The organism is Colwellia sp. BRX10-4, from assembly GCF_014077465.1.
Lineage (GTDB): Bacteria > Pseudomonadota > Gammaproteobacteria > Enterobacterales > Alteromonadaceae > Colwellia_A.
On the sequence record NZ_JACGVZ010000005.1, the window covers coordinates 24,038 to 48,530 of the forward strand.

At 39.4% G+C, this 24,493-nt stretch carries 18 protein-coding genes and 1 riboswitch; of the genes, 9 read left to right on the forward strand and 9 right to left on the reverse strand.

Annotation, left to right across the window (positions count from 1 at the left end; translation table 11 throughout):
• Nucleotides 1–166 precede the first annotated feature (166 nt).
• Entirely contained in the window at nucleotides 167–676 is a 510-nt protein-coding gene (locus H4J67_RS06175) for an outer membrane beta-barrel protein (protein WP_182175181.1), read from the forward strand.
• Nucleotides 677–756: 80 nt separating this feature from the next.
• Here H4J67_RS06175 and H4J67_RS06180 read toward each other — a convergent pair whose 3' ends face one another.
• Nucleotides 757–2,433 (reverse strand): M1 family metallopeptidase, encoded by a 1,677-nt coding sequence (locus H4J67_RS06180; RefSeq protein ID WP_220463297.1) that lies wholly within the window; start codon nucleotides 2,431–2,433, stop codon nucleotides 757–759.
• A gap of 175 nt (nucleotides 2,434–2,608) precedes the next feature.
• A riboswitch (TPP riboswitch) is annotated at nucleotides 2,609–2,730 on the forward strand.
• A gap of 105 nt (nucleotides 2,731–2,835) precedes the next feature.
• Here H4J67_RS06180 and thiC point away from each other — a divergent pair.
• The 5 genes from thiC to thiE are packed head-to-tail and all read left to right on the forward strand — an operon-like array spanning nucleotide 2,836 to nucleotide 8,595.
• Nucleotides 2,836–4,797, forward strand: coding sequence for a phosphomethylpyrimidine synthase ThiC (gene thiC, locus H4J67_RS06185; RefSeq protein WP_182203214.1), 1,962 nt, complete (start codon nucleotides 2,836–2,838; stop codon nucleotides 4,795–4,797).
• Between the two features lie 7 nt (nucleotides 4,798–4,804).
• Nucleotides 4,805–6,016: an FAD-dependent oxidoreductase gene (locus H4J67_RS06190; RefSeq protein WP_220463296.1), complete on the forward strand. Its 1,212-nt coding sequence runs from the start codon at nucleotides 4,805–4,807 to the stop codon at nucleotides 6,014–6,016.
• On the forward strand, nucleotides 6,006–6,239 hold the full coding sequence (thiS, locus tag H4J67_RS06195; protein WP_182175175.1) for a sulfur carrier protein ThiS: 234 nt from the start codon (nucleotides 6,006–6,008) through the stop codon (nucleotides 6,237–6,239). The genes H4J67_RS06190 and thiS overlap by 11 nt, the downstream gene beginning before the upstream one ends.
• Before the next feature lie 2 nt (nucleotides 6,240–6,241).
• Entirely contained in the window at nucleotides 6,242–7,045 is an 804-nt protein-coding gene (locus tag H4J67_RS06200; RefSeq protein ID WP_182203249.1) for a thiazole synthase, read from the forward strand.
• 26 nt (nucleotides 7,046–7,071) lie between these two features.
• Nucleotides 7,072–8,595 carry a thiamine phosphate synthase gene (gene thiE / locus H4J67_RS06205; protein ID WP_182203216.1) on the forward strand — a complete coding sequence of 508 codons (1,524 nt, stop codon included), beginning with the start codon at nucleotides 7,072–7,074 and terminating at the stop codon, nucleotides 8,593–8,595.
• A 16-nt stretch (nucleotides 8,596–8,611) separates the two neighbouring features.
• Here thiE and H4J67_RS06210 read toward each other — a convergent pair whose 3' ends face one another.
• The 7 genes from H4J67_RS06210 to H4J67_RS06240 form a co-directional block, all read right to left on the reverse strand.
• Nucleotides 8,612–9,652, reverse strand: coding sequence for a DUF418 domain-containing protein (locus tag H4J67_RS06210; protein WP_182203217.1), 1,041 nt, complete (start codon nucleotides 9,650–9,652; stop codon nucleotides 8,612–8,614).
• Nucleotides 9,652–10,152 carry a DUF418 domain-containing protein gene (locus H4J67_RS06215; RefSeq protein WP_182175166.1) on the reverse strand — a complete coding sequence of 167 codons (501 nt, stop codon included), beginning with the start codon at nucleotides 10,150–10,152 and terminating at the stop codon, nucleotides 9,652–9,654. Before H4J67_RS06215 ends, H4J67_RS06210 begins: the two co-directional genes overlap by 1 nt.
• Before the next feature lie 227 nt (nucleotides 10,153–10,379).
• On the reverse strand, nucleotides 10,380–13,400 hold the full coding sequence (locus tag H4J67_RS06220) for a PqiB family protein (RefSeq protein ID WP_182175163.1): 3,021 nt from the start codon (nucleotides 13,398–13,400) through the stop codon (nucleotides 10,380–10,382).
• The gene (locus H4J67_RS06225) at nucleotides 13,390–14,061 is read right to left on the reverse strand and encodes a paraquat-inducible protein A (protein ID WP_182175160.1); all 672 of its coding nucleotides are present in this window, start codon (nucleotides 14,059–14,061) and stop codon (nucleotides 13,390–13,392) included. The genes H4J67_RS06220 and H4J67_RS06225 overlap by 11 nt, the downstream gene beginning before the upstream one ends.
• Nucleotides 14,051–14,677 carry a paraquat-inducible protein A gene (locus tag H4J67_RS06230; protein WP_182175157.1) on the reverse strand — a complete coding sequence of 209 codons (627 nt, stop codon included), beginning with the start codon at nucleotides 14,675–14,677 and terminating at the stop codon, nucleotides 14,051–14,053. The genes H4J67_RS06225 and H4J67_RS06230 overlap by 11 nt, the downstream gene beginning before the upstream one ends.
• 211 nt (nucleotides 14,678–14,888) lie before the next feature.
• Nucleotides 14,889–15,512 (reverse strand): cytochrome c, encoded by a 624-nt coding sequence (locus tag H4J67_RS06235; RefSeq protein WP_182175154.1) that lies wholly within the window; start codon nucleotides 15,510–15,512, stop codon nucleotides 14,889–14,891.
• A 195-nt stretch (nucleotides 15,513–15,707) separates the two neighbouring features.
• Nucleotides 15,708–16,940, reverse strand: a complete 1,233-nt coding sequence (locus H4J67_RS06240) for a cytochrome c (protein ID WP_182175151.1) — start codon at nucleotides 16,938–16,940, stop codon at nucleotides 15,708–15,710.
• Between the two features lie 202 nt (nucleotides 16,941–17,142).
• On the opposite strand from H4J67_RS06240, the gene yihA reads away from it, so the two are divergent.
• Together yihA and H4J67_RS06250 are read left to right on the forward strand one after the other, a co-directional pair.
• Complete coding sequence (gene yihA / locus H4J67_RS06245) at nucleotides 17,143–17,775, forward strand: ribosome biogenesis GTP-binding protein YihA/YsxC (RefSeq protein WP_220463295.1); 633 nt, start codon at nucleotides 17,143–17,145, stop codon at nucleotides 17,773–17,775.
• A 206-nt stretch (nucleotides 17,776–17,981) separates the two neighbouring features.
• Nucleotides 17,982–20,330, forward strand: coding sequence for a Tex family protein (locus tag H4J67_RS06250; RefSeq protein ID WP_182175148.1), 2,349 nt, complete (start codon nucleotides 17,982–17,984; stop codon nucleotides 20,328–20,330).
• Between the two features lie 487 nt (nucleotides 20,331–20,817).
• Here H4J67_RS06250 and H4J67_RS06255 read toward each other — a convergent pair whose 3' ends face one another.
• A complete protein-coding gene (locus H4J67_RS06255; protein WP_182175147.1) occupies nucleotides 20,818–21,864 on the reverse strand; it encodes a DcaP family trimeric outer membrane transporter in 1,047 nt (348 codons plus the stop codon).
• 301 nt (nucleotides 21,865–22,165) lie between these two features.
• On the opposite strand from H4J67_RS06255, the gene H4J67_RS06260 reads away from it, so the two are divergent.
• Entirely contained in the window at nucleotides 22,166–24,454 is a 2,289-nt protein-coding gene (locus tag H4J67_RS06260; protein ID WP_182175144.1) for a DPP IV N-terminal domain-containing protein, read from the forward strand.
• Nucleotides 24,455–24,493: the final 39 nt, after the last annotated feature.

Below are 24,493 nucleotides of genomic sequence, written 5' to 3' on the forward strand. Positions count from 1 at the left end.
TGTTTATTTATCGTTAAATATTGCCACTGATTTTATTAGTTGCCAAGTACCAGACCATAATTGATTAAAGATTATTGAACAAGAAATATCTTGGTGTTAAGCTCTGCCGCGAAATTTTCACCTTAATTTAACCTAAAGTTAACCCAAATAAAATAAAGGATTTATTATGTTTAAGAAAACCGCTATCGCACTCACTCTTTTCAGTCTATCTCTAACAGCCGTAGCTGCTGATTGGCAAGTGGGCGGTGGATTCGGTCAGTTATCTGATAGCTCTGATGGCGACGATATCTCTTTGAACTTTATCTATGGCTCAGTGGCATATAAAATTGAAAATTCAGCGAAAAATTTTTACTTGATGCCTGAACTTCGTCTCGGTACTGGTGTTGGTGACGACTCGCTTTACGGTGCTAAAATTAAAGTAGAAAGCTTACTCGCTTTATCTTTGCGTGGTCAATATGACTTCAACAATCGCGCATATGTTTATGTAATGCCGTCTTATGCAAACTTAGACCTCAAAGCAAGCTACCGTGGAGAATCAGCGTCTGATGATTCATGGGAATTTGGCATCGGTGCTGGTGTTGGTTATAGCCTCAATAAAAAAGTGAGCGTTGAAGCCTCTTATGAAACGTATGACGGTACTAAATTACTTTCTGTTGGTTTTAAATACGCTTTTTAAGTGCAATATTTAACTGACCGTTGACGTGTAAGGAGAGCAATAAGCTCTCCTTTTTAATTTTATATCGTTAATTTTTAAAACTAATGACCTAAAACACTAAGCGTCGAAATATAAAAGTTAGCATCAACGGCTATATTTGGGTTTTCCTGCTCAAGTTCAACAGTAGTCCAAGTTGCTGTTGGTGCTAGCCACTGTGCTTTACCGGCAATAGTGACGCGTAACGGCATATCAAACCCCTTAACCACGTTACCCCAACGAATTTTCATCACTTTATCTTTGATAAAATATTCGAAAGTGGGAATACGTATATCACGTAAATATTGGTCAAAGACCTTACTTAAGTCGATACCTGATTGTGTGCTAATGTAGTTTTCAATATCTTGGGTAGTCACTGTTTGATGATAAAAAACCTTACCTAATCCACGGAGTATTTCTCGCCATTTTTCATCATTATTAATCACTTGGCGAATGGTATGCAACAAATTGCCACCCTTATCGTACATATCACCAGAACCACCGCGATTAGCATTATATTCGCCAATAATAGGGGATTGATTACCAATATTCATCCGTTGACCACGAACGTATTCAAAAGCTTGCTCTTTGGTAAAATGATACTCTAAAAATAGACTTTCTGAATAGTTGGTAAAGCTCTCATGGATCCACATATCGGCAACATCTTTATTGGTGATGTTATTGGCAAACCACTCATGGCCTGATTCATGGACAATAATAAAATCAAATAACAATCCTGGGCCAGTGCTACTTCTATCACGTCCTAAATAACCATTTTGATAACCATTACCATAAGTCACCGAACTTTGATGTTCCATCCCCAAATATGGTGCCTCCACCAGTTTATAACTGTCTTCATAAAACGGATAAGGACCAAACCAATGCTCGAACGCTTCAATGGTTCGTTTTGCTTCTTTAAACTGTTTTCTTGCTTTCGCTAAGTTTTCCCGTAAAACATAGTAGTCCATATCAAGCTGACCTTTTTCACCTTGATACTTTTCACCAAAATGAACATAGTCACCAATGTTAATATTGACCCCATAATTATTGATAGGATTGACAACTTGCCAATGATAAATTTTTGTTTTATCAATTTTATTGTGTTCAACTTTAATTAATCGGCCATTAGACACATCCATTAAATGTTCTGGCACCTCAACACTGATTAATACGCCGTTGTTGGGCTCGTCGGCAGGATGATCTTTATTTGGCCACCAAATACTAGAGCCAATGCCTTGATTTGAAGTGGCAATAAAGTCGAGACCATTACTGTCTTTCTTCCAAGTAATACCACCATCCCATGGGGCGTTTTTTGCGGTAACGGGCTGTCCAGAGAAGTACATAGTTATCTTCTGCTCTGAGCCTATTTCTTGCTTACTGGCTGGGGTGATAAAATAAGAATAGCCATCTTGCTCTACTTCAAGCGCTTTACCATTTTGGTGCACTTTCTCAAGCTTCATTGGCGCTTGTAGCTCTATTTGTAAACGTTCACCTTTAGCTAGCACGTTATAAGTCATGATGTTTTTACCTGAAAAAAGCTTAGTTTCAGGGTCAACTTTTACATTAAGATGATAATGAATTAGATCCCACCACATTCTTTCTAGTGTTATTGAGCCACGTAATTGTTCTTGATGCGTTATCTTGCCACTTTCTTGTTGCCAATTACTCGCGCTAACATGCCCAGCAAAAACCATAGCGCAAACTAAGCCAGCAAGTGAAGTCGTTATCCGTTTTTTTATCATTGTTATTGTCCTAACACTCTCTCGTATACAATATACTAGCATTGTGTAATATAAATTGTGAACCCTAAAAAGGGTAAGGTCTATCAACCACTCACATTGTTATCTAAAAAATTAATTATAACTAAATACAACATTATGATTGCGTATTTTGAAACTAATACGATAGAATCACCATAATTACTTGTCGGAGTGCTGAGATTATTTCTAAAGAAATATTCAAAGCTGAGATCGCGAAAGCGGGATCCGTAGAACCTGATCAGATTAATATCTGCGTAAGGGAACAAGGTAAAATATAGCGGTTAAAGCATTAATATTTATTCCGTTTTATTTTTTCCTCACTCTACACTTCGTCTTTTTATTACTGCATTTATAACAAAATGCAACTTATTAAAAGGCAGCATAATGACCAAACCAGCTAAAAAACTCACTCGCAGAGAACGTCGCGAACAAGCTGAAACATTTTTAAAAAACGTTTCAGATCAATCATTCCCAAATTCTAAAAAAGTTTATGTGCAAGGTAAAATCCACGATATCAAGGTAGGTATGCGTGAAATCACCTTGTCTGATACTTTATTAGCGGGTAACAAAGATAAGCCAACCTACGAAAAAAATGAACCACTTTGCGTCTACGATACCTCAGGTTTTTATACCGATGAAAGTGTCGATATAGACGTACACAAAGGTATCCCTCGCCTGCGTGAAAGTTGGATTGATAGTCGTGGTGATGTTGAGCTATTAACATCAAATAGCTCTACTTATGCTCAACAACGTTTAGCTGACGATGGTGTTGACGCAATACGCTTTGAACACTTACCTAAAATGCGTGTCGCTAAAAAAGGTCAAAACGTTACCCAAATGCACTATGCTCGCCAAGGGATCATTACCCCTGAAATGGAATATATTGCCATTCGTGAAAATTTAAAACGTGAGGAGGTCAAAGATAAAACCTTACTACTACAACATAAAGGTCAGTCATTTGGTGCCAGTATTCCAGCGCAAATTACCGCAGAGTTTGTCCGAGATGAAGTCGCGCGTGGCCGAGCAATTATTCCGGTAAACATTAACCACCCAGAATGTGAGCCGATGATTATTGGCCGTAATTTTTTAATTAAAGTAAATGCCAATATTGGTAATTCGGCGGTGACATCTTCCATTGAAGAAGAAGTAGAAAAACTGGTTTGGTCAACCAAGTGGGGCGCAGACACGGTAATGGATTTATCAACGGGCCGTAATATTCATGAAACCCGCGAATGGATCATGCGCAATTCACCAGTGCCCATTGGTACGGTACCTATCTATCAAGCACTAGAAAAAGTAAATGGCGTGGCAGAAGACTTAACCTGGGAAATTTTCCGCGATACCCTTATCGAACAAGCCGAGCAAGGTGTTGATTATTTTACCATTCATGCCGGTGTATTATTGCGCTATGTTCCAATGACCGCTAAGCGTGTTACCGGTATTGTCTCACGTGGTGGCTCAATTATGGCAAAGTGGTGCTTAGCGCATCATAAAGAAAATTTTTTATACACCCACTTTGAAGATATTTGTGAAATATTAAAGCAATACGATGTCTCGTTTTCACTCGGCGACGGTTTACGCCCTGGCTCGGTTGCTGATGCCAATGATGAAGCACAATTTGCCGAATTACATACCTTAGGCGAATTAACTAAAATTGCTTGGCAACATGATGTTCAAACGATAATTGAAGGTCCCGGGCATGTGCCACTGCATATGATCAAAGCAAATATGGACGAGCAACTTAAACATTGTGGTGAAGCTCCTTTTTATACGTTAGGTCCGTTAACGACTGATATTGCACCGGGTTATGACCATATTACTTCGGGTATTGGCGCCGCTAATATTGGTTGGTACGGTTGTGCCATGCTCTGTTATGTCACTCCTAAAGAACATTTAGGCTTACCCAATAAAGAAGATGTTAAAGAAGGTTTAATGACCTATAAAATTGCAGCCCATGCCGGCGATTTAGCAAAAGGTCATCCGGGGGCGCAAATTCGCGATAATGCGATGAGCAAAGCACGCTTTGAATTTCGTTGGTACGATCAATTTAATATCGGTTTAGACCCTGAAAGAGCCAAGGCTTATCACGATGAAACCTTGCCACAAGAATCGGGTAAAGTTGCCCACTTCTGCTCTATGTGTGGGCCAAAATTCTGTTCGATGAAAATATCTCAGGAAGTACGTGATTATGCCGCAGGTCTTGAAGCCAGCAATAAAATAGAAATACAGTTACTTGACGAAGTGATTGTTTTAGATGCAACGCCAACCGATATAGCACAAGGCATGGCTGAAAAGTCGGCTGAATTTAAAGCGACCGGTAGTGAAATTTACCATCAGGTGAAGTAGTCAGCCGATGACTATTTCTAAGCAGATCCCTAAACCTACTCAAATCTGTGCCAATATCGTTGTTATTGGCGCAGGGTTAGTGGGTCGTTTAATGGCATTGTCTTTGGTTAATCAAGGTCATCAAGTGACCTTGATTGATAAAGATAATAAACAAGGCCACCAAAGTGCCGCTTATGCTGCTGCCGGTTTATTAACGCCGCTAGGTGAAGCTATGCATAGCGATCGTAATATTGTTGAAATGGGCTTTGAGTCATTAGTGCTTTGGCCTGATATTCTTGCTAAATTAGACAGTTACACTTATTTTCAACAAGCAGGCACCTTAATGGTTAGCCATGAGCAAGACCAAGGCGATTATCAGCGTTTCATGGCTTATATCAAAAATCATTATCCGCAACATCAGCTACAGCAACTGAATCGCCAACAAATACTTGCCCTTGAGCCCGAATTAGCTCATCGCTTTAATCACGGGTTGTTTTTACCTGAAGAAGGTCAAATAGGTAATCGTAAATTACTAAAAGCCCTGCAAAAGCAGCTAGAAAAAAGTAGCGTTACTTGGTTAGAAAGTGCACCTGTCGTTAACATTGAGCAGCAAAAATCGACCTGTTTAGTGACATACCATGAGGATAGCCCACTAGGCGACAAAGGCAATAAGCAAACTAACACGTCAAAGCATATTATTGCTGCTGATTTGGCCATTGACTGTCGCGGTGCAGGCGCACGCAACACTGCAGGCGAAAACACCGCAGCCCCCTTAAAAGATTTACGAGGAGTACGAGGTGAGATATTTCAATTATTTGCCCCTGAAGTCAATATTACCCGGCCTATTCGTTTAATGCACCCTCGCTATCAATTATATATTGCCCCTAAAACTAACGGCTTTTATGTCGTGGGAGCAACTGAAATCGAAAGTGAAGACTGCGCGCCAATGACGGTACGTTCTTCAATGGAATTACTCAGCGCGGCTTATAGTGTCCATGCTGGATTTGCTGAAGCCAATATTCGTCAACATATTAGCCAGTTAAGACCAGCTTTTAGTGATAACCAAGCTAAAATCTCACTACAAAATCGGCTTATCCAGGTCAATGGATTGTTTCGCCACGGCTACCTTATTGCGCCGGTTGTGTTAAAGCAGTTAGAGTTTACCGTTGCGCATTTTTTCGAGCGTCGCTCATTAACAGAATCTCCTTATCATAAGTGGTTAGCCATCAATGAATACTAAAGCAGCTATAACAACCTATTTTATCAATGGACAAGCAATCACCATTGCCAGTCTAACCCCCAATATATCAATAGCATTACTGCATTATTTAACGCCAGAGCAACAAAAACAAAGTTTTGCTGTGGCTCTTAATGGTGACTTTGTTGGTAAAGCTGATTATCAAAAAACCATAATTAATCAAGGGGATAGTATCGATATACTGTTTCCTATTCAGGGTGGTTAATGATGGCCTTTTCAACCGAGCTAATGATATACGGACAAGCGGTTAATAGTCGTTTATTAATTGGTAGCGCACTTTATCCTTCGCCACAGATCATGAAACAAGCGATATTAGCCAGTGGCTCAAAAATTGTTACCTTGTCGTTAAAACGCCAGAACCCTGCGCAACAGTCAGGTACAAAAATTTGGCAATATATTCAAGAGGTTGTTAAAGAGACTCAGGGTTTTTTATTACCCAATACAGCGGGCTGTAAAACAGCTAAAGAAGCGGTAACCTTGGCAAAAATGAGCCGTGAAATTTTTCAAACGGATTGGATAAAATTAGAAGTTATCGGTGATGACTATAATTTACAACCGGACCCTATCGAGCTATTAAAGGCCAGCGAACAGTTGTTAAATGAGGGCTTTAAAGTGCTGCCTTATTGCACCGATGATCTAGTAGTATGCCAGCGTCTATATGACTTAGGTTGTCAGGTGATCATGCCTTGGGCATCGCCAATAGGCACAGGTAAGGGTCTAATGAACCCTTATAATTTAGCAACAATTCGTTCGCGGCTTCCAGATGCAACTCTCATTTTAGATGCGGGTATTGGTAAACCCTCAGATGCTTGTTTAGCCATGGAAATGGGTTACGACGCCGTATTATTAAATTCTGCAATTGCCTTGGCAGATAGTCCGGTGCTGATGGCAAAAGCCTTCGCACAAGCTATTGTCGCTGGCGAGCAAGGATACATGGCGGGTGTAATGCAGCAACGACAAACCGCTCATCCATCAACGCCAACCTTAGAGACACCTTTTTGGCATCAATAAGGCAATAAGGCAATAAGGATAAACCTATGACAGAAAGTGTTAAAGAAAAACCAATTGTATGGACGATTTCTGGCAGTGATTGCTCAGGTGGTGCGGGCATTGCCGCCGATATAAAAACAGGTCATGCCTTAGGTGTTGAAGTTTGTCATTTGATCACCGCTAATACCGTACAGAACGCTAACCGCCTTATCTCGATAAATCCGGTCGCTTGCGAGACATTACAACAACAAGCCAAGGTATTAATTGATGATAAACCACCCAGTGTCATTAAGATTGGCTTAATAGCCAATCTTGAACAAGTCACATGGTTAACCGAATTATTAGCAGGTTTTAAAGCTAACTACCCAAAAATAAGTGTCGTTTTTGACCCCGTTGGCCAAGCGAGCGTCGGTGGTAGTTTTTCGACACTAGAGCGAGAAGATTTAACCCTATTGTTCCACTATGTGGATGTTATTACTCCCAACTTGATGGAAGCGCAACAATTATCAAACTTATTGACACTTGACCCCGTTGAGCTGGCAATAAAAATTTCCGAATTAGGCGTCGCCAGCGTCATCGTAAAAGGTGGGCACAGTGCCGTGTTAGACAATGATGGTTTACAAATCAGTGATGACTATTGTTTACATCACGTTGAACAATCATCGATAAGCTATCAACTCTCTTCACCGCGAATAAATACCTCTTACAGTCATGGTGGGGGATGCTCCTTCGCTAGCGCAGTAACGGCTTTTTTAGCACACGGCTATTTATTACGTGATGCCTTTACCTTAACAAAAGCATTTATTAATCAAGGTTTAGCTAAATCGGTAACTGCTAGCATTAAAAAACCCGATTATTATGGCGCATTTCAACAAACCCATTGGCCTAATAATGCTGACTTTTTCCCTAGAATATCATCCAACCTAGTCAAGAAATATCAGGCGTTACCACCTTTTCCATCGTTGGCACTATCGGATACTAAGCTTGGGCTTTACCCTGTGGTTGACTCACTTTATTGGTTAAAACGTTTATTACCATTAGGCTTAAACATTATTCAACTGCGGCTGAAAAATAAGACTGACATCGAGCTTGAAGCGCTAATCATTGCAGCCATAGCCATTAGTCAGCCGTATAAAACGCGCTTGTTTATTAATGATTATTGGCAATTAGCTATAAAACATCGTGCTTACGGTGTGCATATCGGCCAAGAAGATTTACAAAATGCTAATTTAACTAGGATTCAACAGTCAGGTTTACACTTAGGAATTAGTACTCATGGTTGTTATGAATTTTTATTAGCACAACAATTACAACCCTCTTATTTAGCGATTGGCGCTATATTTCCAACTAAAACTAAAAATATGAGCGGACAAATTCAAGGGGTAGAGAACTTACAACAGCTATTGAAATTAGCGAGCAATATTCCAGTTGTAGCCATTGGCGGCATTAATCTTCAACGAGCAGAACGTGTTTGGCAGACGGGTGTTGACAGCATAGCGGTTGTTACTGCAATCACTGAAAGTGAAAATGCTGAAATCGCAGTTAAACAATTCCAGCATATTATGCAGTGATTTTTCCTAGTAAAACCTAAGAGGCGATACTTGTATTAAGCTTTTGTTCTAAGCGTAGTGGTTGCGATTTCATGTACGTAATTGAGCGCCATAACCATTCTGACGGGCCAAACCTAAAGAACTTCAACCAGAGCGTGCAAAAAACAACTTGGGCAAAAATCACCGCGACAACAATAAGCATTTGTTGTCCGCGGGCTATTTGACCAAACATACCATCAGCATAGCCATAGAAAATTGTCGTTAAGATAATAGAATGACTGATGTAATTAGTAAGCGCCATTTTTCCTAACGGTGCCAACCATGAAAAACCTTTGATAAACCAAGCCTTGCTGGCTAATTTTACAAACAGCCCGATATAACCGGCACAGAGAATAAACTGCCCATAGTAAAAAATAGTTTGTCCACCCGCTCTCACTTCGATAGCACTTTTTGTCACTGGGTGTAGGCTAATAAAAGTTCCAGCAATACTTAACAGTAGGCCAATGCTCAATCCGCCCCAGCACACAACACTAAAGAAACTTTGGTGTTGTTGTGGGTTTTTCATTCTGCCACTAGCGACTAACCAATAGCCCACCATGAAAAGCGGTAAACAAACAAAGAAGGCAAAGGTTGGCGTGTTACCTAAAGCTTCAACGGCGCTTTTAGCTCGGTACTTAGTTGCTTCAATATAGCTAGTTTGCGTAAAAGCTGCTGTTTCTTTTGCTTCATCTTGCGTACAGTTTTGTTTTCGTTCAAAAAGTTGTTGAGCTTTATAAGTAATAAGCTCTTCGTCGGTCATGCTATCTTCATCGACTTCTTCTACAGCTTCTTCTCTTTCTTCTAATGCTTCAACATCACCCTCGATTACTGCTCCACTCGCTGCTGTTAGGGTACTTTCTTCTTCAATCTCTGTATTTTTATTAACCCATATTTCTTTTGGATTATCTTTTTCTTGTTGTAGTAACACATCAAGCTGCTGATTAATGATGATTTCCTGTTGCCGATCGTTGGTTATTTCGGTGTTATCACGGGTAACACCGAAATAAAGAGCGGCAAACATTGAAACCAATAACGGCATCAGTAATAGCGAAAACCCACTTTTGCGAACGTAGCGGGGGTATTAAATCGTGCTAATTTTTTAGTGCGTAAAAGTAAAACAAAACCCAGTAAAAGCAAACCTCCTACCGCATAGTCATGAATAATATCGCCACCCCAAAGAAAAATTAAATACGCCATACCAAAAACAAATAATACCAAGATGCGTCGGGTAAACCATACGCCAAATTTACGATCTGCCTCTTGCGCTCTAACTAGCATGATGGCAAAGCCCATACCAAAAAGTATTGAAAACAATTTATAAAATTTGCCTTCAACAAACACTTTAACTAACCAACTTGATGCCCAATCGAAGCCAGTAAGGCTGTAATCGAAGCTCATTAATGCGCTAACCGGGCGATTAAACCATTCGATATTCATCATAATAATGCCGATTAATGCAAAACCACGAAGTAAGTCCATCACTTGAATACGATTAGAGTTTGTTAGCTCTTTATTAGCGCTGGGGAATTCATTTTCCATAGGTTATTCCACTGTATTATTATAATGAGTTAATATTGTCTTCATGCTTAATAGCATGAGTCATGCAAATTCGTTACCTGTTGGTTTGTGGCGAATTATATGAACTTTAATATTACAATTATTAACAAATAGACAATAAATTATAACTTTAGACCAAATTTACGGCTTTTCCTTAACGCTATCGCCGACAGTGTATTGAACAAAGTTAATGATGGTATCTCTTGTTCTTATTGCGACAATTCAATTTTAGGTTGCCACTTATGCCAATCGTCATCAACATCTTGTGCTAACTTAAATAGTTGTCCTTGCTCTGCTGACTGAAAAGTTTCATTAACGTCAACCTCAGGTGTCGCAAAAGCTATTCCACCGGCAAGCAGTGTTTCTATAGATTCTGAGTCTATATTGATCCCTGAAAAAAGCCCCGCATCAATACGAATACCACTGGTATTCCAAAACTGACTGCTTTGGCTTACTAGAGGCGCATAACGTGGATAAATATTAATATAGATATTAACGGTGTCGGCGGTAGGTGATAAATCGACACCAATTACCCGACCAACTTTAACTTGTCGATAGAGCACAGGATTGCCTGTTCTTACTGAACCTAAGGTTTTTGCACTTAATGAAAGATTTAACCCTGAAGGAAGCGTTGTTGTTACAGGCATAATCGCTTTGGCTTCAAAGCGATGACTTATTTCTCCTTTACCTGGCATTAATCCAATAAAGCCCCCCTCTAGAATAGCGCCAACATTTACTGAGCCCACAAGAGCAAGCTCTGGTTTAGCAAACCAAAATTTTGAGTCTGCAACCGCAAACTTTTGACCACTGTCATTTAAAAAAGCATAAACGGTCGCGCCAAATCCTTGCTGATCAAATTTGATCCGAGAAACTAAGCCAACTTGTTGATCTTGATATTTTATTTTTAAATTGTTTTTCAAGCCCTCAACATCACTAAAATGAATTTCTATGGCAACGCCCGCTAATTTTGCATACTCAACATTATCAAATAAGGTAAATTTCTCTCCCTCTTCAACGGTGTCTTGCTCAGGCTTTATTTCTGGGTTTATAAAACTGATCCCCCCCTTTAATATCGCATCAGCAGATTCTGTTTTAACAATAAAATTCCCTAGACCACCACTTATTGTTACACCACTGGCGTTATAGAAACGGGTAAAATTTGAAACTAAATGTCGGTATTCTTCATCAACAGTAATATTTATTTCAACGTTATTACCTGTGGTATCGAGAGAGACATTATCCACTTGTCCTACAGCTATGCCTCTAAAGCTAATCGGACTGCCAGGATTAACGACATTCCCTTGCTCTGATTTTAGCGAAAGTTGTAGTCCTTTTGATGATAAGTGTTTTGCCGGTGGTAAGTCAGTGACAATAAAATCATGGGCTTTTTCACCCTCTCCAACGTTAACGCTGATATACGCCCCGCCAAATAAAGCATCAGTATTTGTCATTCCTGACAAAGACAAGTCGGCATTAACGAGCCAAAACTGACTGTTTTCTCGTAGAATATATTCATAATCGGCTAAGACCCCAACCTGAAGGGTAACTTGGTCTTGCTGGCGAATGACTTTATGAACAGAACCAATTTCTTCACCCCTTAGCATGATACGAGTTTTGGTACTTAAACCATGGGCACTATTCGTATACAGGTTAAATGTTGAACGTTGTTTAGCCACATTTTTATCAATAAATAACTGAAAATCATCACCATTCTTAGGTGCTAATTTTTCATTATTATCTCCTAAGTCAAAAGCAATACCGCCCGCTAACATCGACTGAATAGATTGCGCTTGTATATCAAAATTTTGTAAGCCACCTGAAATATGCAAACCACTGGCGTTCCAAAAGTGACTATCACTAGAAACAAAGCTTTTGTATTTAGGTTCAATGAAGATGTGTACTAAAAACTCACTCGGACCAATATTTTCAATTGCCTGAATAGTACCTACTTTTTGCTGTTTATAATAAATATTAGAGCTTATGGTTAAGGAACCAACATCTTGTGCTTTTAACACTAAATGTAACCCAGGTTCGCTATATTGGTAGGCAGGCTCTTGATTATAGACGTTAAATTTATTTAACGGTTTACCATCAACTGATGGACGAATACCAATGTGCGCGCCTAACATTAATGTATGTAAGTTTGTAACGCCGCCTAAGTCCAAATTGGGCGCTATAACAAAAAACTGCGAACCACTGGTTAAATAGGGAATGATACGAGGATTGATAATAGCACTGGCTTCGATGATCCTTTCTTCGGGATCAATACGAGTAAAGTCGGTAATTTTTCCTAATGTTAACCCTTGATACATAATTGCTGCATCGCGATCTATACCTGAATTCCAGTTTAACATTAACTGAATTTCATGGCCCATATTGGCGGTTTCATAATCAGAATACAAGGTGAAATTTTGGCCATTAATAGCCGGTCCCATAACCGCTTCATAATCAGAGTTTCCAAAAGCCACACCTCCAGCAACAACAGAAGCCAACGAATCGGTATGAACAGTAACGCCACTAGTTAATGAACCCGATACTGTTACGCCACTGGTATTCCAGAAACGCGAGTTTTCTTTTACTAAGTTAGCGTACTCAGGTTCAATAAAAAGGTTAATATTGATCAGATCAGAAGTTGCCTCATAGTTAAATCCAGCGACATAACCGACGGTAATTTGTTTAAATAAAACCGGTGATTTTTTGCCTAATGAACCCAAGGTTTTTGTTGTTAATGATACATGTAAACCTGGCATTGCTTGATCTAATACCGGTTCTTCACTTAAAGCAATAAAATGACTCTTTGCTATACCTTCTTCTTCAATATCAGGTATCACATTTATATAACTCCCTGATAACAAAGTGTCTAATCCGGTAATTCCTTGAAATGAAACGTCGGCAGTCACGTACCAAAAACGTGTTTTATCAGTCAACATTTTTTTCGAGCTTGAAATCATTTCAATTTCTACAATAACACTCTGTAAGTCTTCAGATACTTCAACGTGACGTACAATACCTGTGGTAAGTCCTTTATAGCGAACTTGAGTTTTACCAACCACAATACCACTGGCACTTTCAAACTGAACAGTGATAAACGTGCCTCGGTCAGAAACAGCTTTTATAATTAACCAAGCAACAAACAACAACGCAATAATAGGCACTAACCAGATAGCAGAAATACCTTCTCGACTTTTAATCATGGATTTTGATTCGGCAAGAATAGTTTTATTTGTCATGATGAGGGACATCCGTATTGTTATATGTTTTTTCAGAAAGTGACTGATGATTATGCTTCTGATAGTTATCCCATAATAATCGCGGATCAAAGTTTTCCACGGCAAAAATGGTAAAAACCACCATTAAGGTAAAGTAGGTAATACCAACTGCTGGTTCAATGCTAGATAAAAAGCCTAAGTTAACAACCGCTGCCATAACCGTCACCACGAATACATCGAGCATTGACCATGGTCCTAAAAATTCGACAATATAATATAATTTTCCTTGTTGTTTTAACGACAATTGTGTTTTTCTTTTGGTGCTGTACATCAAGGTAAATAACCCAATTATTTTCCCTAAAGGTATTACAAAGCTAGCAATAAAAATGATGACCGCTACTGGCAACATCCCTATTTGAATAAAAATGGCAATACCCTCCAAAATGGTTGAGGCTTCGGGTTTGCCGAAAGTATAAAAAACCATCATAGGATAGATATTAGCCGGAATAAACATCACTAATGCGGCAATGGTCCAAGCTAGCGTGTATTCAAAACTCTTAGGTTTTCGAGCAGAAAATAGCGTTAAACAACGTGAACAGACTTGTCGCTCGCTATGCATAACATTGAGCTTATGACACTTTGGGCAACTGCCTAAACCTGCGGCAAGGGCTTTATTGCTCAAGAGATTTCTCCAGCTCATGCCATATATTGTGCTGATCTATTGTGACCGACACCAATGTTGAACATAACAACAGGAATATTAGGCTAATTAACCCACCATCAATCGTCATATCAGCCATTGAAGAAAGTTTATACATAGAGACAACAACACCCAGTAAAAATACGTGAAGCATCGTCCAAGTATCTAAAACATGATAAGAGCGAAAAAACACTAACAACGAAGGTTTAATTTTCTGAAACTTTATGCACCATGAAATATATAAGGCCGCGATCAGCCTCACTACAGGGATAGCAATGGTAAACATAAAAACAGCAAAGGCGAGTACGTAATTGCGACTATCGATTAAAAGTGTAATACAGTCAACCAGAGAGGCATCGTTGTAAAGACCTGCTGCGCCGATGCCAATAATAGGTAATAATGCCGCTGGGGGGAAAAACAATAACCCAGCAATGGCGACAGCAAGGGTTCGATTAATCGCATCCCTCTTCTTTGAAAACAGTATCGCGCCACAACAACCGCAGAAAGCATTTTGTCCTTCTAATAAATACGGCATAGGTAATAACGAATCGCATTGATGACAAGCAATCATATTATTAATAACTGAATGATTTTTCACTAAAGACCCTGTTTCATCAAGATAATTACCCTCACCTTTAAAATCAACAAATTACCAACTAATAATATCTATTTTAGTCTACGACATTAACGTATCTTAGCCAATAAAAAAGCAGCTTATTAAGCTGCTTTATGTTCAGGATGAACGGTATGTCTTGGTGCCATGAATGGCAAATAAAGACAATGTTCAGGACTACATGCGTTATAAGCGACTATTTTATCGTCGCCATGTACTGCACTAAGGCGGCAATATCTGCATCTTCTAGTTTCATCGCAATATTTCGCATCATGCCATTATTGTCATTGTAGCGAGCTCCCGAACGAAAACTTTCCAACTGAGCAGTTAAGTACATTGCATTTTGTCCTGCCAGAGCCGGGAAACCAGCTTGTGACATACCTTTTGCATCAGCGCCATGACAAGCAATACAAGCGGTAATTCCACGCTCTAGGTCACCGCCAAAATATAGTTTTTTGCCAACATTACTGGTTTCTCCACCCGCATACTTTACAGGTTGTGCACTATAATAAGCACCTAAGTCAAGCATATCTTGTTCGCTCAATGCCATGGACATACCACCCATAATTGCATTAACACGACCTTCTTTTCCACCCGAAGTTAGCCCAGTTTTAAAGTTAGCTAATTGTTTCGCGATATAACGACTACCTTGCCCAGCCAGACTAGGATACATAGGTACTAAGCTATTACCATCAACACCGTGACATGCTCCACACATTGCAGATTTTGTTTTACCGGCATCAACATTGCCTTGGGCAGCATAGCTGATATTTAGTGCACTTGTTCCTAATAAAACCAAGCTTAGTAGTATTCTTTTCATCAATGAGCTCTCTATATGTAGATAATTAAATGTGGCTAGCAATGATAGGTAAGGTGATTACCTTAGGCATTGCAGTCTTCAATATCAAACAGTTTACACAAGTTATACCCATCGCACTAATTTATTGATCACTTAACAGGCATAAAAAAGCAGCTTATTAAGCTGCTTTTTTAAAAATATTCCTTTAACCGTGTTTTATTTCATTGAAGACATGTATTGCGCTAATGCATCAATGTCATCTTTCTTCAAACGTTTAGCTATATTTCGCATCATACCATTACGATCATTATAGCGTTCACCGGCTTTAAAACTCATTAACTGTGCAGTTAGGTATTCAACACTTTGATTAGCAACAACAGGGAAACCAGCTTTTGCAACACCTTTACCCGTTGCGCCATGACAAGCGATACAAGCGGTAATACCACGAGCTGTGTCTCCACCAAAGTATAGTTTTCGCCCTAGTTCAGAGCCCTTGCCATTACCTGGCGTTGGTTTTTGACTGGCAAAATATGCGCCTAATTCAGCCATATCTTGCTCAGACAAAGCTGCCGCCATACCTGCCATTACCGCATTTTCACGCGCACCAGATTTAAACTCTTTAAGTTGTTTAGCCGTATATTCCGCATGTTGTCCTGCTAATTTTGGATACATAGGCACTAAACTATTACCGTCCACACCGTGACAAGCACTACACATCGCTGACTTTGCTTTTCCAGCAATCGCTTCTTCCGTAATAACCGCGACCTTAGTCACACGTTTGGACTTTACATGAGCAACGGCCTTGGTATCAGAAAAATAAGCGCCCATATCGGCAATATCTTCATCGGTCATCGCACCAGCAAATTGATTCATTGCATAGTTAATACGCGTTTTATCTTTAAAAGCATGTAATTGCTTTTCAATATATTGGGCATGTTGATTGGCTAAATTAGGGTTGATTAGTACCTGACTATTGCCCTCTTTCCCATGACAGCCAATACAACTAGCAATATTACGTGAAGCGTCACCTAATTCGTAAAGACTCTTACCGGCACTAGCATTGCCAACATAAGCTACAGTTTCTACTACGGCAGTCGGGGCTGAATACATGCTATCAAGTTCAACTGAAACGATTGCGCCACTTCTATCTAAACTTGAGAAGTAAGCACCAATATCAGTCATATCTTGATCAGATAAGCCAGCAGCCATTGACCCCATCATAGCGTTGACACGTGTACCACTTTTAAATGCTTGTAGTTGTTTAACAATATAGGCAGCATGTTGACCCGCTAAGTTAGGAAACGCATCACTTGTGCCAATACCATTAGCACCATGACAAGCACTACACATAGCGGCTTTACTTTTACCTGTATCAACATTTCCGGTTGCTGCGAACGCGACATTAATACTCGTTACGGCAAGAATTAACGAAAAGATAATTTTATTCATTGAATGGCTCTCTGCTCTATTACTATTGATTAAGTATTCACTAAAAAATAAACGGATGAATATAAAAACTAGTCACATTTTACACTAATATCATCACGGTGTAATAAGCATAGTAAAAATTAAGCTTAAAAAATGACACTTTTTACTGTTTCACGAGAAAAAAAAGATATAATGCTTTTTTTATTTGTTATTGGACACCATTTTGTCATCACCTGTTATTCATTTAAGTAAAGCCACTTTCACTTTAAGTGCGCCGGATATTCGTCGCTTGCCTGAAGACAACGGTATAGAAGTGGCCTTTGCGGGACGTTCAAATGCGGGTAAATCAAGCGCACTAAATACCTTAACCAACCAACGCGGTTTAGCTCGTGTCAGTAAAACACCAGGTCGAACGCAACTTATTAACATTTTTGAAGTCGCACCTAACAGACGTTTAGTTGACTTACCCGGTTACGGCTTTGCCAAAGTTCCAATTGAAATGAAGAAGAAATGGCAAAAAGCGCTTGGCGAATATTTAGAAAAACGTGATTGTTTAAAAGGCCTAGTTATTTTAATGGATATTCGTCATCCGTTAAAAGATCTTGATATGGACTTGATCCAATGGGCCGCGGACAGTGATTTACCAATATTGGCGTTATTAACAAAATGTGACAAGCTTTCACAAGGTAAAAGAAGTGCTGAAGTGCTTCAGGTTAAAAAAGCCTTAGCATCGTTAAATGCTGATATTACCGTACAAGCTTTTTCATCATTAAAATATACGGGGTTAGAAACAGCAAACGACCTGATTTGTCAGTGGTTGTCTGCCGATTTACCAACAGACCTACCCGAAAATTAAGCGTTCTAACATCGCCATTGAATGCCAAGTGACCTTACTGAGGTCTAACTTGGCTAATGTTTTTCACACGAAAACGTGATAAACAAAACATTCTTTTTTCAATCATTAATCTTCACCCACAAACCTAACAAGCAAATTGATGCTGCTATCAAACCATAGCAACATAATGCTTTAAAACTTATTCTTTCAAAAAGGCTCGTCAATTAATGGCTACCATTGCTGAACTCATCGCAACAGAACTTAACGTTAAAACCGCTCAGATAACTTCAGCAATTAACTTGCTTGATGACGGCGCAACCGTACCTTTTATTGCGCGTTACCGTAAAGAGGTTACTCAAGGGTTAGACGATAATCATCTGCGCCACATTGATCAACGTTTAAGTTATTTACGTGAGCTTGAAGACCGTCGAAAAGTCATTGTTACCAGCATCACCCAACAAGATAAATTAACGCCTGCATTAGAAAAAGAATTACAAACCGCAGACAACAAAACCCGTTTAGAAGATTTATATTTGCCGTTTAAACCTAAGCGTCGCACTAAAGGCCAAATAGCCATAGAGTCGGGTTTAGAACCACTTGCCAATAACCTTTATAATAACTGGGCGTTAACGCCAGAAGTTGAAGCAAAAACTTTTATCAATAATGATGCAAGTTTTAGCGATGAAAAATTAGTCCTTGAGGGCGCTATTTATATCCTCATTGAACGTTTTGCTCAAGACGCCAATTTATTACAAAAGCTGCGTAAGCATTTATTAAAGCAAGCGCATTTAACCAGTGTTGTCGCTAAAGGAAAACAGCAAGAAGGCGCTAAATATCGCGACTATTTTGAGCACTCAGAATTATTAAAAAATGTTCCCTCTCATCGTGCTTTAGCGATGTTGCGTGGTCGCAATGAAAAAATATTACAACTCAGTATCAACGTAGACCCAAACCAAGAAGATAGTCAGTACTCAAGTGCTGAACAAATTATTTGTGAACACTACAATCTGCGTTTAACCGGACAGGCGGGTGCAGAATTTATCACTAAAGTAGTACGCTGGGCATGGAAAATAAAATTAAGCCTAAGCTTAGAAACTGAATTATTGGGTAATTTACGTGAACAAGCAGAAAATGGGGCGATAAAAGTTTTTGCCACCAATTTAAGTGATTTATTAATGGCCGCGCCCGCTGGTGCAAAAACGACATTGGGCTTAGACCCAGGTATGCGAACGGGTTGTAAAGTAGCGATTGTTGATGCTACCGGTAAATTATTACAAACCGCGACAATTTTCCCACACGCACCACAGAATCATTGGGAAAAATCAGTACGAACCTTAGTCAGTTTATGCCAACAACACAAAGTTGAATTACTCGCGATAGGTAATGGTACTGGCTCACGTGAAAGTGACAAACTCGCGGCAGAGGTTATTCAAGCCTTAGAAGCAAATAAACCACAAAAAGTGATGGTCAGTGAGGCAGGTGCTTCTGTTTATTCTGCTTCAGAATTTGCAGCAAAAGAATTTCCTGATTTAGACGTCTCCATTCGTGGTGCGGTTTCTATTGCACGGCGTTTACAAGACCCATTAGCTGAACTAGTGAAAATTGACCCTAAAGCGATTGGTGTTGGTCAATATCAACATGACGTAAGTCAGAGCCAGCTAAGTAAAACCCTCGACAATGTCATAGAAGATTGTGTAAATAATGTCGGTGTTGATTTAAATAGCGCCTCGGCTGCGCTATTAACACGAGTTTCAGGATTAAATAAAACGATGGCTGATAACGTCGTTGCTTACCGCGACGAACATGGTCGTTTTGATGACAGAAAAGAACTCAAGAAAGTAGCGCGTTTGGGTCCAAAAGCTTTTGAACAGGCAGCGGGATTTTTACGTATTTCAGGTGGTAAAAATCCACTAGACAATTCAGGTGTTCATCCAGAAAGCTACCCAGTTATTGAAAAGATCATTGCCCACCTTAATAGCAAAATTAGTGATTTAATCGGTAATAGTGAACAATTGAGTAAAATTAATATCGCAGATCTCAATGATATTAATATTGGCGAATTAACGCTTAAAGATATTATTAGTGAGCTAGAAAAACCCGGCAGAGATCCTCGACCTGTCTTTAAAGCCGCACAGTTTAAAGAAGGTGTAAATACCATTAATGACTTAACTGTCGGCATGGTACTTGAAGGTGTTATTTCAAACGTTGCCAATTTTGGTGCCTTTGTCGATTTAGGTGTTCATCAAGATGGCTTAGTACATATTTCATCACTGACTGACAAATTTGTTAGCGACCCGCGTGAAATTGTTAAAGCAGGTGATATTGTTAAAGTAAAAGTGATGGAAGTTGATGCGGCTAGAAAACGCATTAGCTTATCCATGCGTTTAGATGAAACAGTGACCACCAAGCAAGAACAAAACCAGCAAACGAATAAGCCGCAGCCTCGCTCACAAAATACCACACCCAAAATGGCTAAGCCAAACCCGCAACGTAATACAAAGCCACCTGCTAAAAAGAGTGAAAATGCCGCTATGGGTAACGCTTTTGCTGATGCCTTTGCTAAGTTTAAAAAGTAGTAGAGGGGGATGTTGATACTGAAGTTATCAGTATCAACGACTAGATCCTTAAATAAATTCAGGATGACGGTTATGTATTATAAATACTGCGTCGTGCTGAATTTATTCTAAATACCTCGTCATACCCAACTTATTCTAAAGACTCCGTCATGCTGAACTTATGCTAAAAAAGACTTCGTCATGCTGAACTTGTTTCAGTATCTGTGCTTCTTGTCATATTCATAACATTAGATCCTGAAATAAATTCAGGATGACACTTGTTTTTGTCTCAAGATGACATCCTGTACATATGCGTTCTTTGGCATCCATGCCACCACGCTATACCGTACATCCTGTACATATGCGTTCTTTGGCATCCATGCCACCACGCTATACCGTACATCCTGTACATAAAAAAGGGGAAGCAAAAGCTTCCCCAAAAAACCTCAGAATAGGAGGTCAACTAACGCAAAACGTGTGAATTCTTTGCTTTTCTGAGACGGTATACTTATAAAACGTATTTTGCTGAAAATTGTAAGTAGTCAGAATCAACATTTTTATCTGCCATTTCAAAATTACCTACCTCAACACCAAAGGATAATTGCTGAGTAACATTTTTAAATAAATTTACGCCCCAATGTGTACGGTCATAGTCTGCAACTTCTGTTGTGGTGTTACCATAAAAGGCTGTGCTTCGTAAATCTTCGGTCCAGAAATGACGGTATGCAACGCTGATTGAGGTTGTTTCTTCAACTTCTTCGCCAATTAAATCTTTTGATGCGGTTACGCCAATATAGCGACCTACTTCACCACCATGAAATTGAAAACGAAAGTCATCTTTGCCAAAAGTATTAATGCGACCTGAAATACCATAACCTAGCGCTGATTCTTCATTACCACCAACGGTTTGTAATCGTTTGGCTACCGCGGCAATAGCGACATTACCCCAATCACCTTTAAAATTGTAACGAGCAATAACATCAGGCATAGAATCATTGCCACTGACACCGCCATATGATTCTGGATTCTCAACAGAGACCTGAAAGTTACCCATAGTGTAACGAACTTGTCCTTGACGAATAAAAGCTGCCGATAACAATGGACCACCAAAATCAGCGGCTTCTGCAAGTGCACTGGTGTTTACAAAAGTTGACCACGTGTCACCAATTAATAGATCTTTATATTTAATAAATGCATGACGAATACGCGGGTTTGACGAATTTGAGATAATTTCATTACCCCCTCCTCTAACAGCGTCTCCATAGAAATCCATTTCAATAAAACCGGTTAAATCACCATGTTTATATTTAGTATTAATGCGTGATTCATTTACAGCAATACCAAAGTTAGAAATACTCTTGTCTAGTGCTGTGCCACTACCATACCAATAATCAGTTGCTGCAACAGTACCGTCTATGTAACGTGCGTCGGCTTTGATATAGCCACCGAAAGTAATACTGTCGTCGTTGTCTAATTTAATTTCGTAAGCTGCATTTGCTGTGCCAGCCAGTGCGAATAATCCTGTTGCTAATAGAAGCTTTTTCTTGTTAAACATTTTGCTATCCCCGTTTGTTGTGTATTAGCCTCAGAAAAACTGCAGATACGATCTTTTGGCTACTTTTTATCGTTTTATTTTTATTTTATGGATATAACTTAAAACGTTAATCGCTATTTAGAAATTAGACATAAGTCTAAAGGAGGATGTTTTTGGCCTGTTAATAACGATTCTTTCATCTTATAAAAGTGTTTATTTAACGATAATTACACTTGAAACGGTTAGGAAATGTTAGGCTGATCATAGCTTTGCTTGTATTATCCTCGAGTGAATAACTAATAATGAAAAAAGGTAAATTTAGATGAGAAAATCTCTTATTCTTGCCAGTGGCGTTGCAATTATCTCTGCACTGACACCAACCCTGTTGTCGGCAAAACAACTAAGCGTTGACGACTATAAAAAAGCTGAACAACAATTATCAAGCTATACCAGTAAGTTAGTAACAGGTACTGTTGATTATCCGTTATGGTCAAGCAATGACACTTTGGTATACCGCAGCCATACTGAAGAAGGCGATAAATTTTTTAAAGTTGATATTAATAGCCAGAAAAAGTCTCTTGCATTCGATCATAAAAAATTAGCCGAATCACTTGCTCGCATTACTGATAGTGAAGTAAACCACGATAACTTCCCTTTCACTCAAGTAGAGTTTATATCTGCAAACAACATCAAATTTTCAGTAAAGGCAAAGAGTTACCAATGTGATTTAACTCATTATTTATGTCAGCTTGATGAACTCAGCCAAAAAAGTACGGAAAAATTATCACCTGATGGTAAACGTGCCGTATTTATTCGCAATCATAATCTATGGTTACGTGATTTAATAACAAATAAAGAAAGCCAACTCACCACTGACGGTATTAAAGACTTTGGCTATGCAACCAATAATGCTGGCTGGGTTCGTCGTGATTCTCCCGTAGTGACTTGGGCGCCTGACTCAAAAAAATTAACCACCTTTAAACATGATGGCCGCAACGTAGGTGACATGGGCATAGTGTCAACCGCCGTTGGCCATCCAAAAATTGACGTTTGGAAGTATCCGTTACCGGGTGATGAACATATATTTGCTATCCATCGTGTCGTTATCGACGTTGAAAGTAAAAAGGTCACGCCACTTGATATGGCACCCGATGCTCACCGTTCAACAATCACCGACCATGTCGCTGGACGTAACGGCGAACTATTAGACATAGATTGGGCTGACGATAGTAAAACATTTGCCTTTGTTTCTTCTACGCGCGATCACAAAACTGCCACGTTAAAAATTGCTGATGCTAAAACCGGTAAAGTTAAGCGTGTTATGTCAGAAACGCAAAAAAGCTTTTTTGAATCAGGTGTCGATGGCATTAGTTGGCAGTATTTAGAAAAAAGTAATGAGGCTATTTGGTTTTCTCAGCGCAGTAACTGGGGACATTTATACCTAATAGATTTAGCAACGGGGAAAGTTAAACAACAAATTACCCAAGGTGACTGGACAGTTATCGAATTACTCCATGTTAATCAAAAAACGGGTAAGCTTATTTTCACTGGCGCAGGTAAAGAAGGCAGTGACCCTTATTACCATTATCTTTACAGCGTTAACAAAGATGGCTCTGAGTTAACCTTATTAACACCCGAGAAAAAGCATCATCGCATTACGTTAAACAAAGCCGGCACACACTTTTTAGACCGCGCAGCAACACCAACAACCGCTGAAATAAGCCGAGTACGTGCCGTTAGTAATAACAAAGAATTGGCCATAGAAACCATGGATATTAGCCAATTAAAAGCGTCTGGCTGGCAAGCACCGGTTGAATTTATTGTTAAAGACAGAAACGGTAAAAATGATATTTATGGTTTAATGTACAAGCCAACAAATTTTGACGCCAGCCAATCTTACCCTGTGGTTAATTATTTATACCCAGGTCCACAAGTAGGTAGTATTCGTGGCCGTCATTTTCGTAGCGCTCGTGGCGATAATCAAGCTATTGCTGAGTTAGGCTTTATTGTTATAGAAATCGACGCCTTGGGTACACCGGGTCGCTCAAAAACTTTCCATGAATTTTATTATGGCAATATGGGCGACAGTGGTATTCCTGATCAAGTTTCTGCCATTGAACAGTTAGCTAAGCGTCATAATTGGATTGATGCGACACGCGTTGGTATTTGGGGCCATTCTGGTGGTGGTTTCGCATCAACTCGTGCGTTATTAACTTTTCCAGACTTCTACAAAGTAGCCGTATCCCAGGCAGGTAATCATGATAACCGTAACTATGCTGATGAATGGGGCGAAAAATACCATGGTCTTGAAGTTATAAATGAAGAGGGCATTAGCAATTACGACAGCCAAGCAAACCAGTTATCGGTTGACAGTTTGCAAGGTAAATTATTGATCGCTCACGGTACAACCGATACCAATGTACCACCTTACAATACTTTAATTGTTGTTGAAGCTTTGATTAAGGCTAACAAAGATTTTGATATGTTAATGTTACCTAATCGCGGCCACGGTTTTGCGCGTGAACCTTATATGATGCGCAAACGTTGGGATTATTTTGTTGAACATTTAATGGGAGCAACGCCGCCCAAAGAGTTTCAGTTTTCTAAATAAACAGCTTTATAACCCAATAAAAAAGACACTTACAGCGTC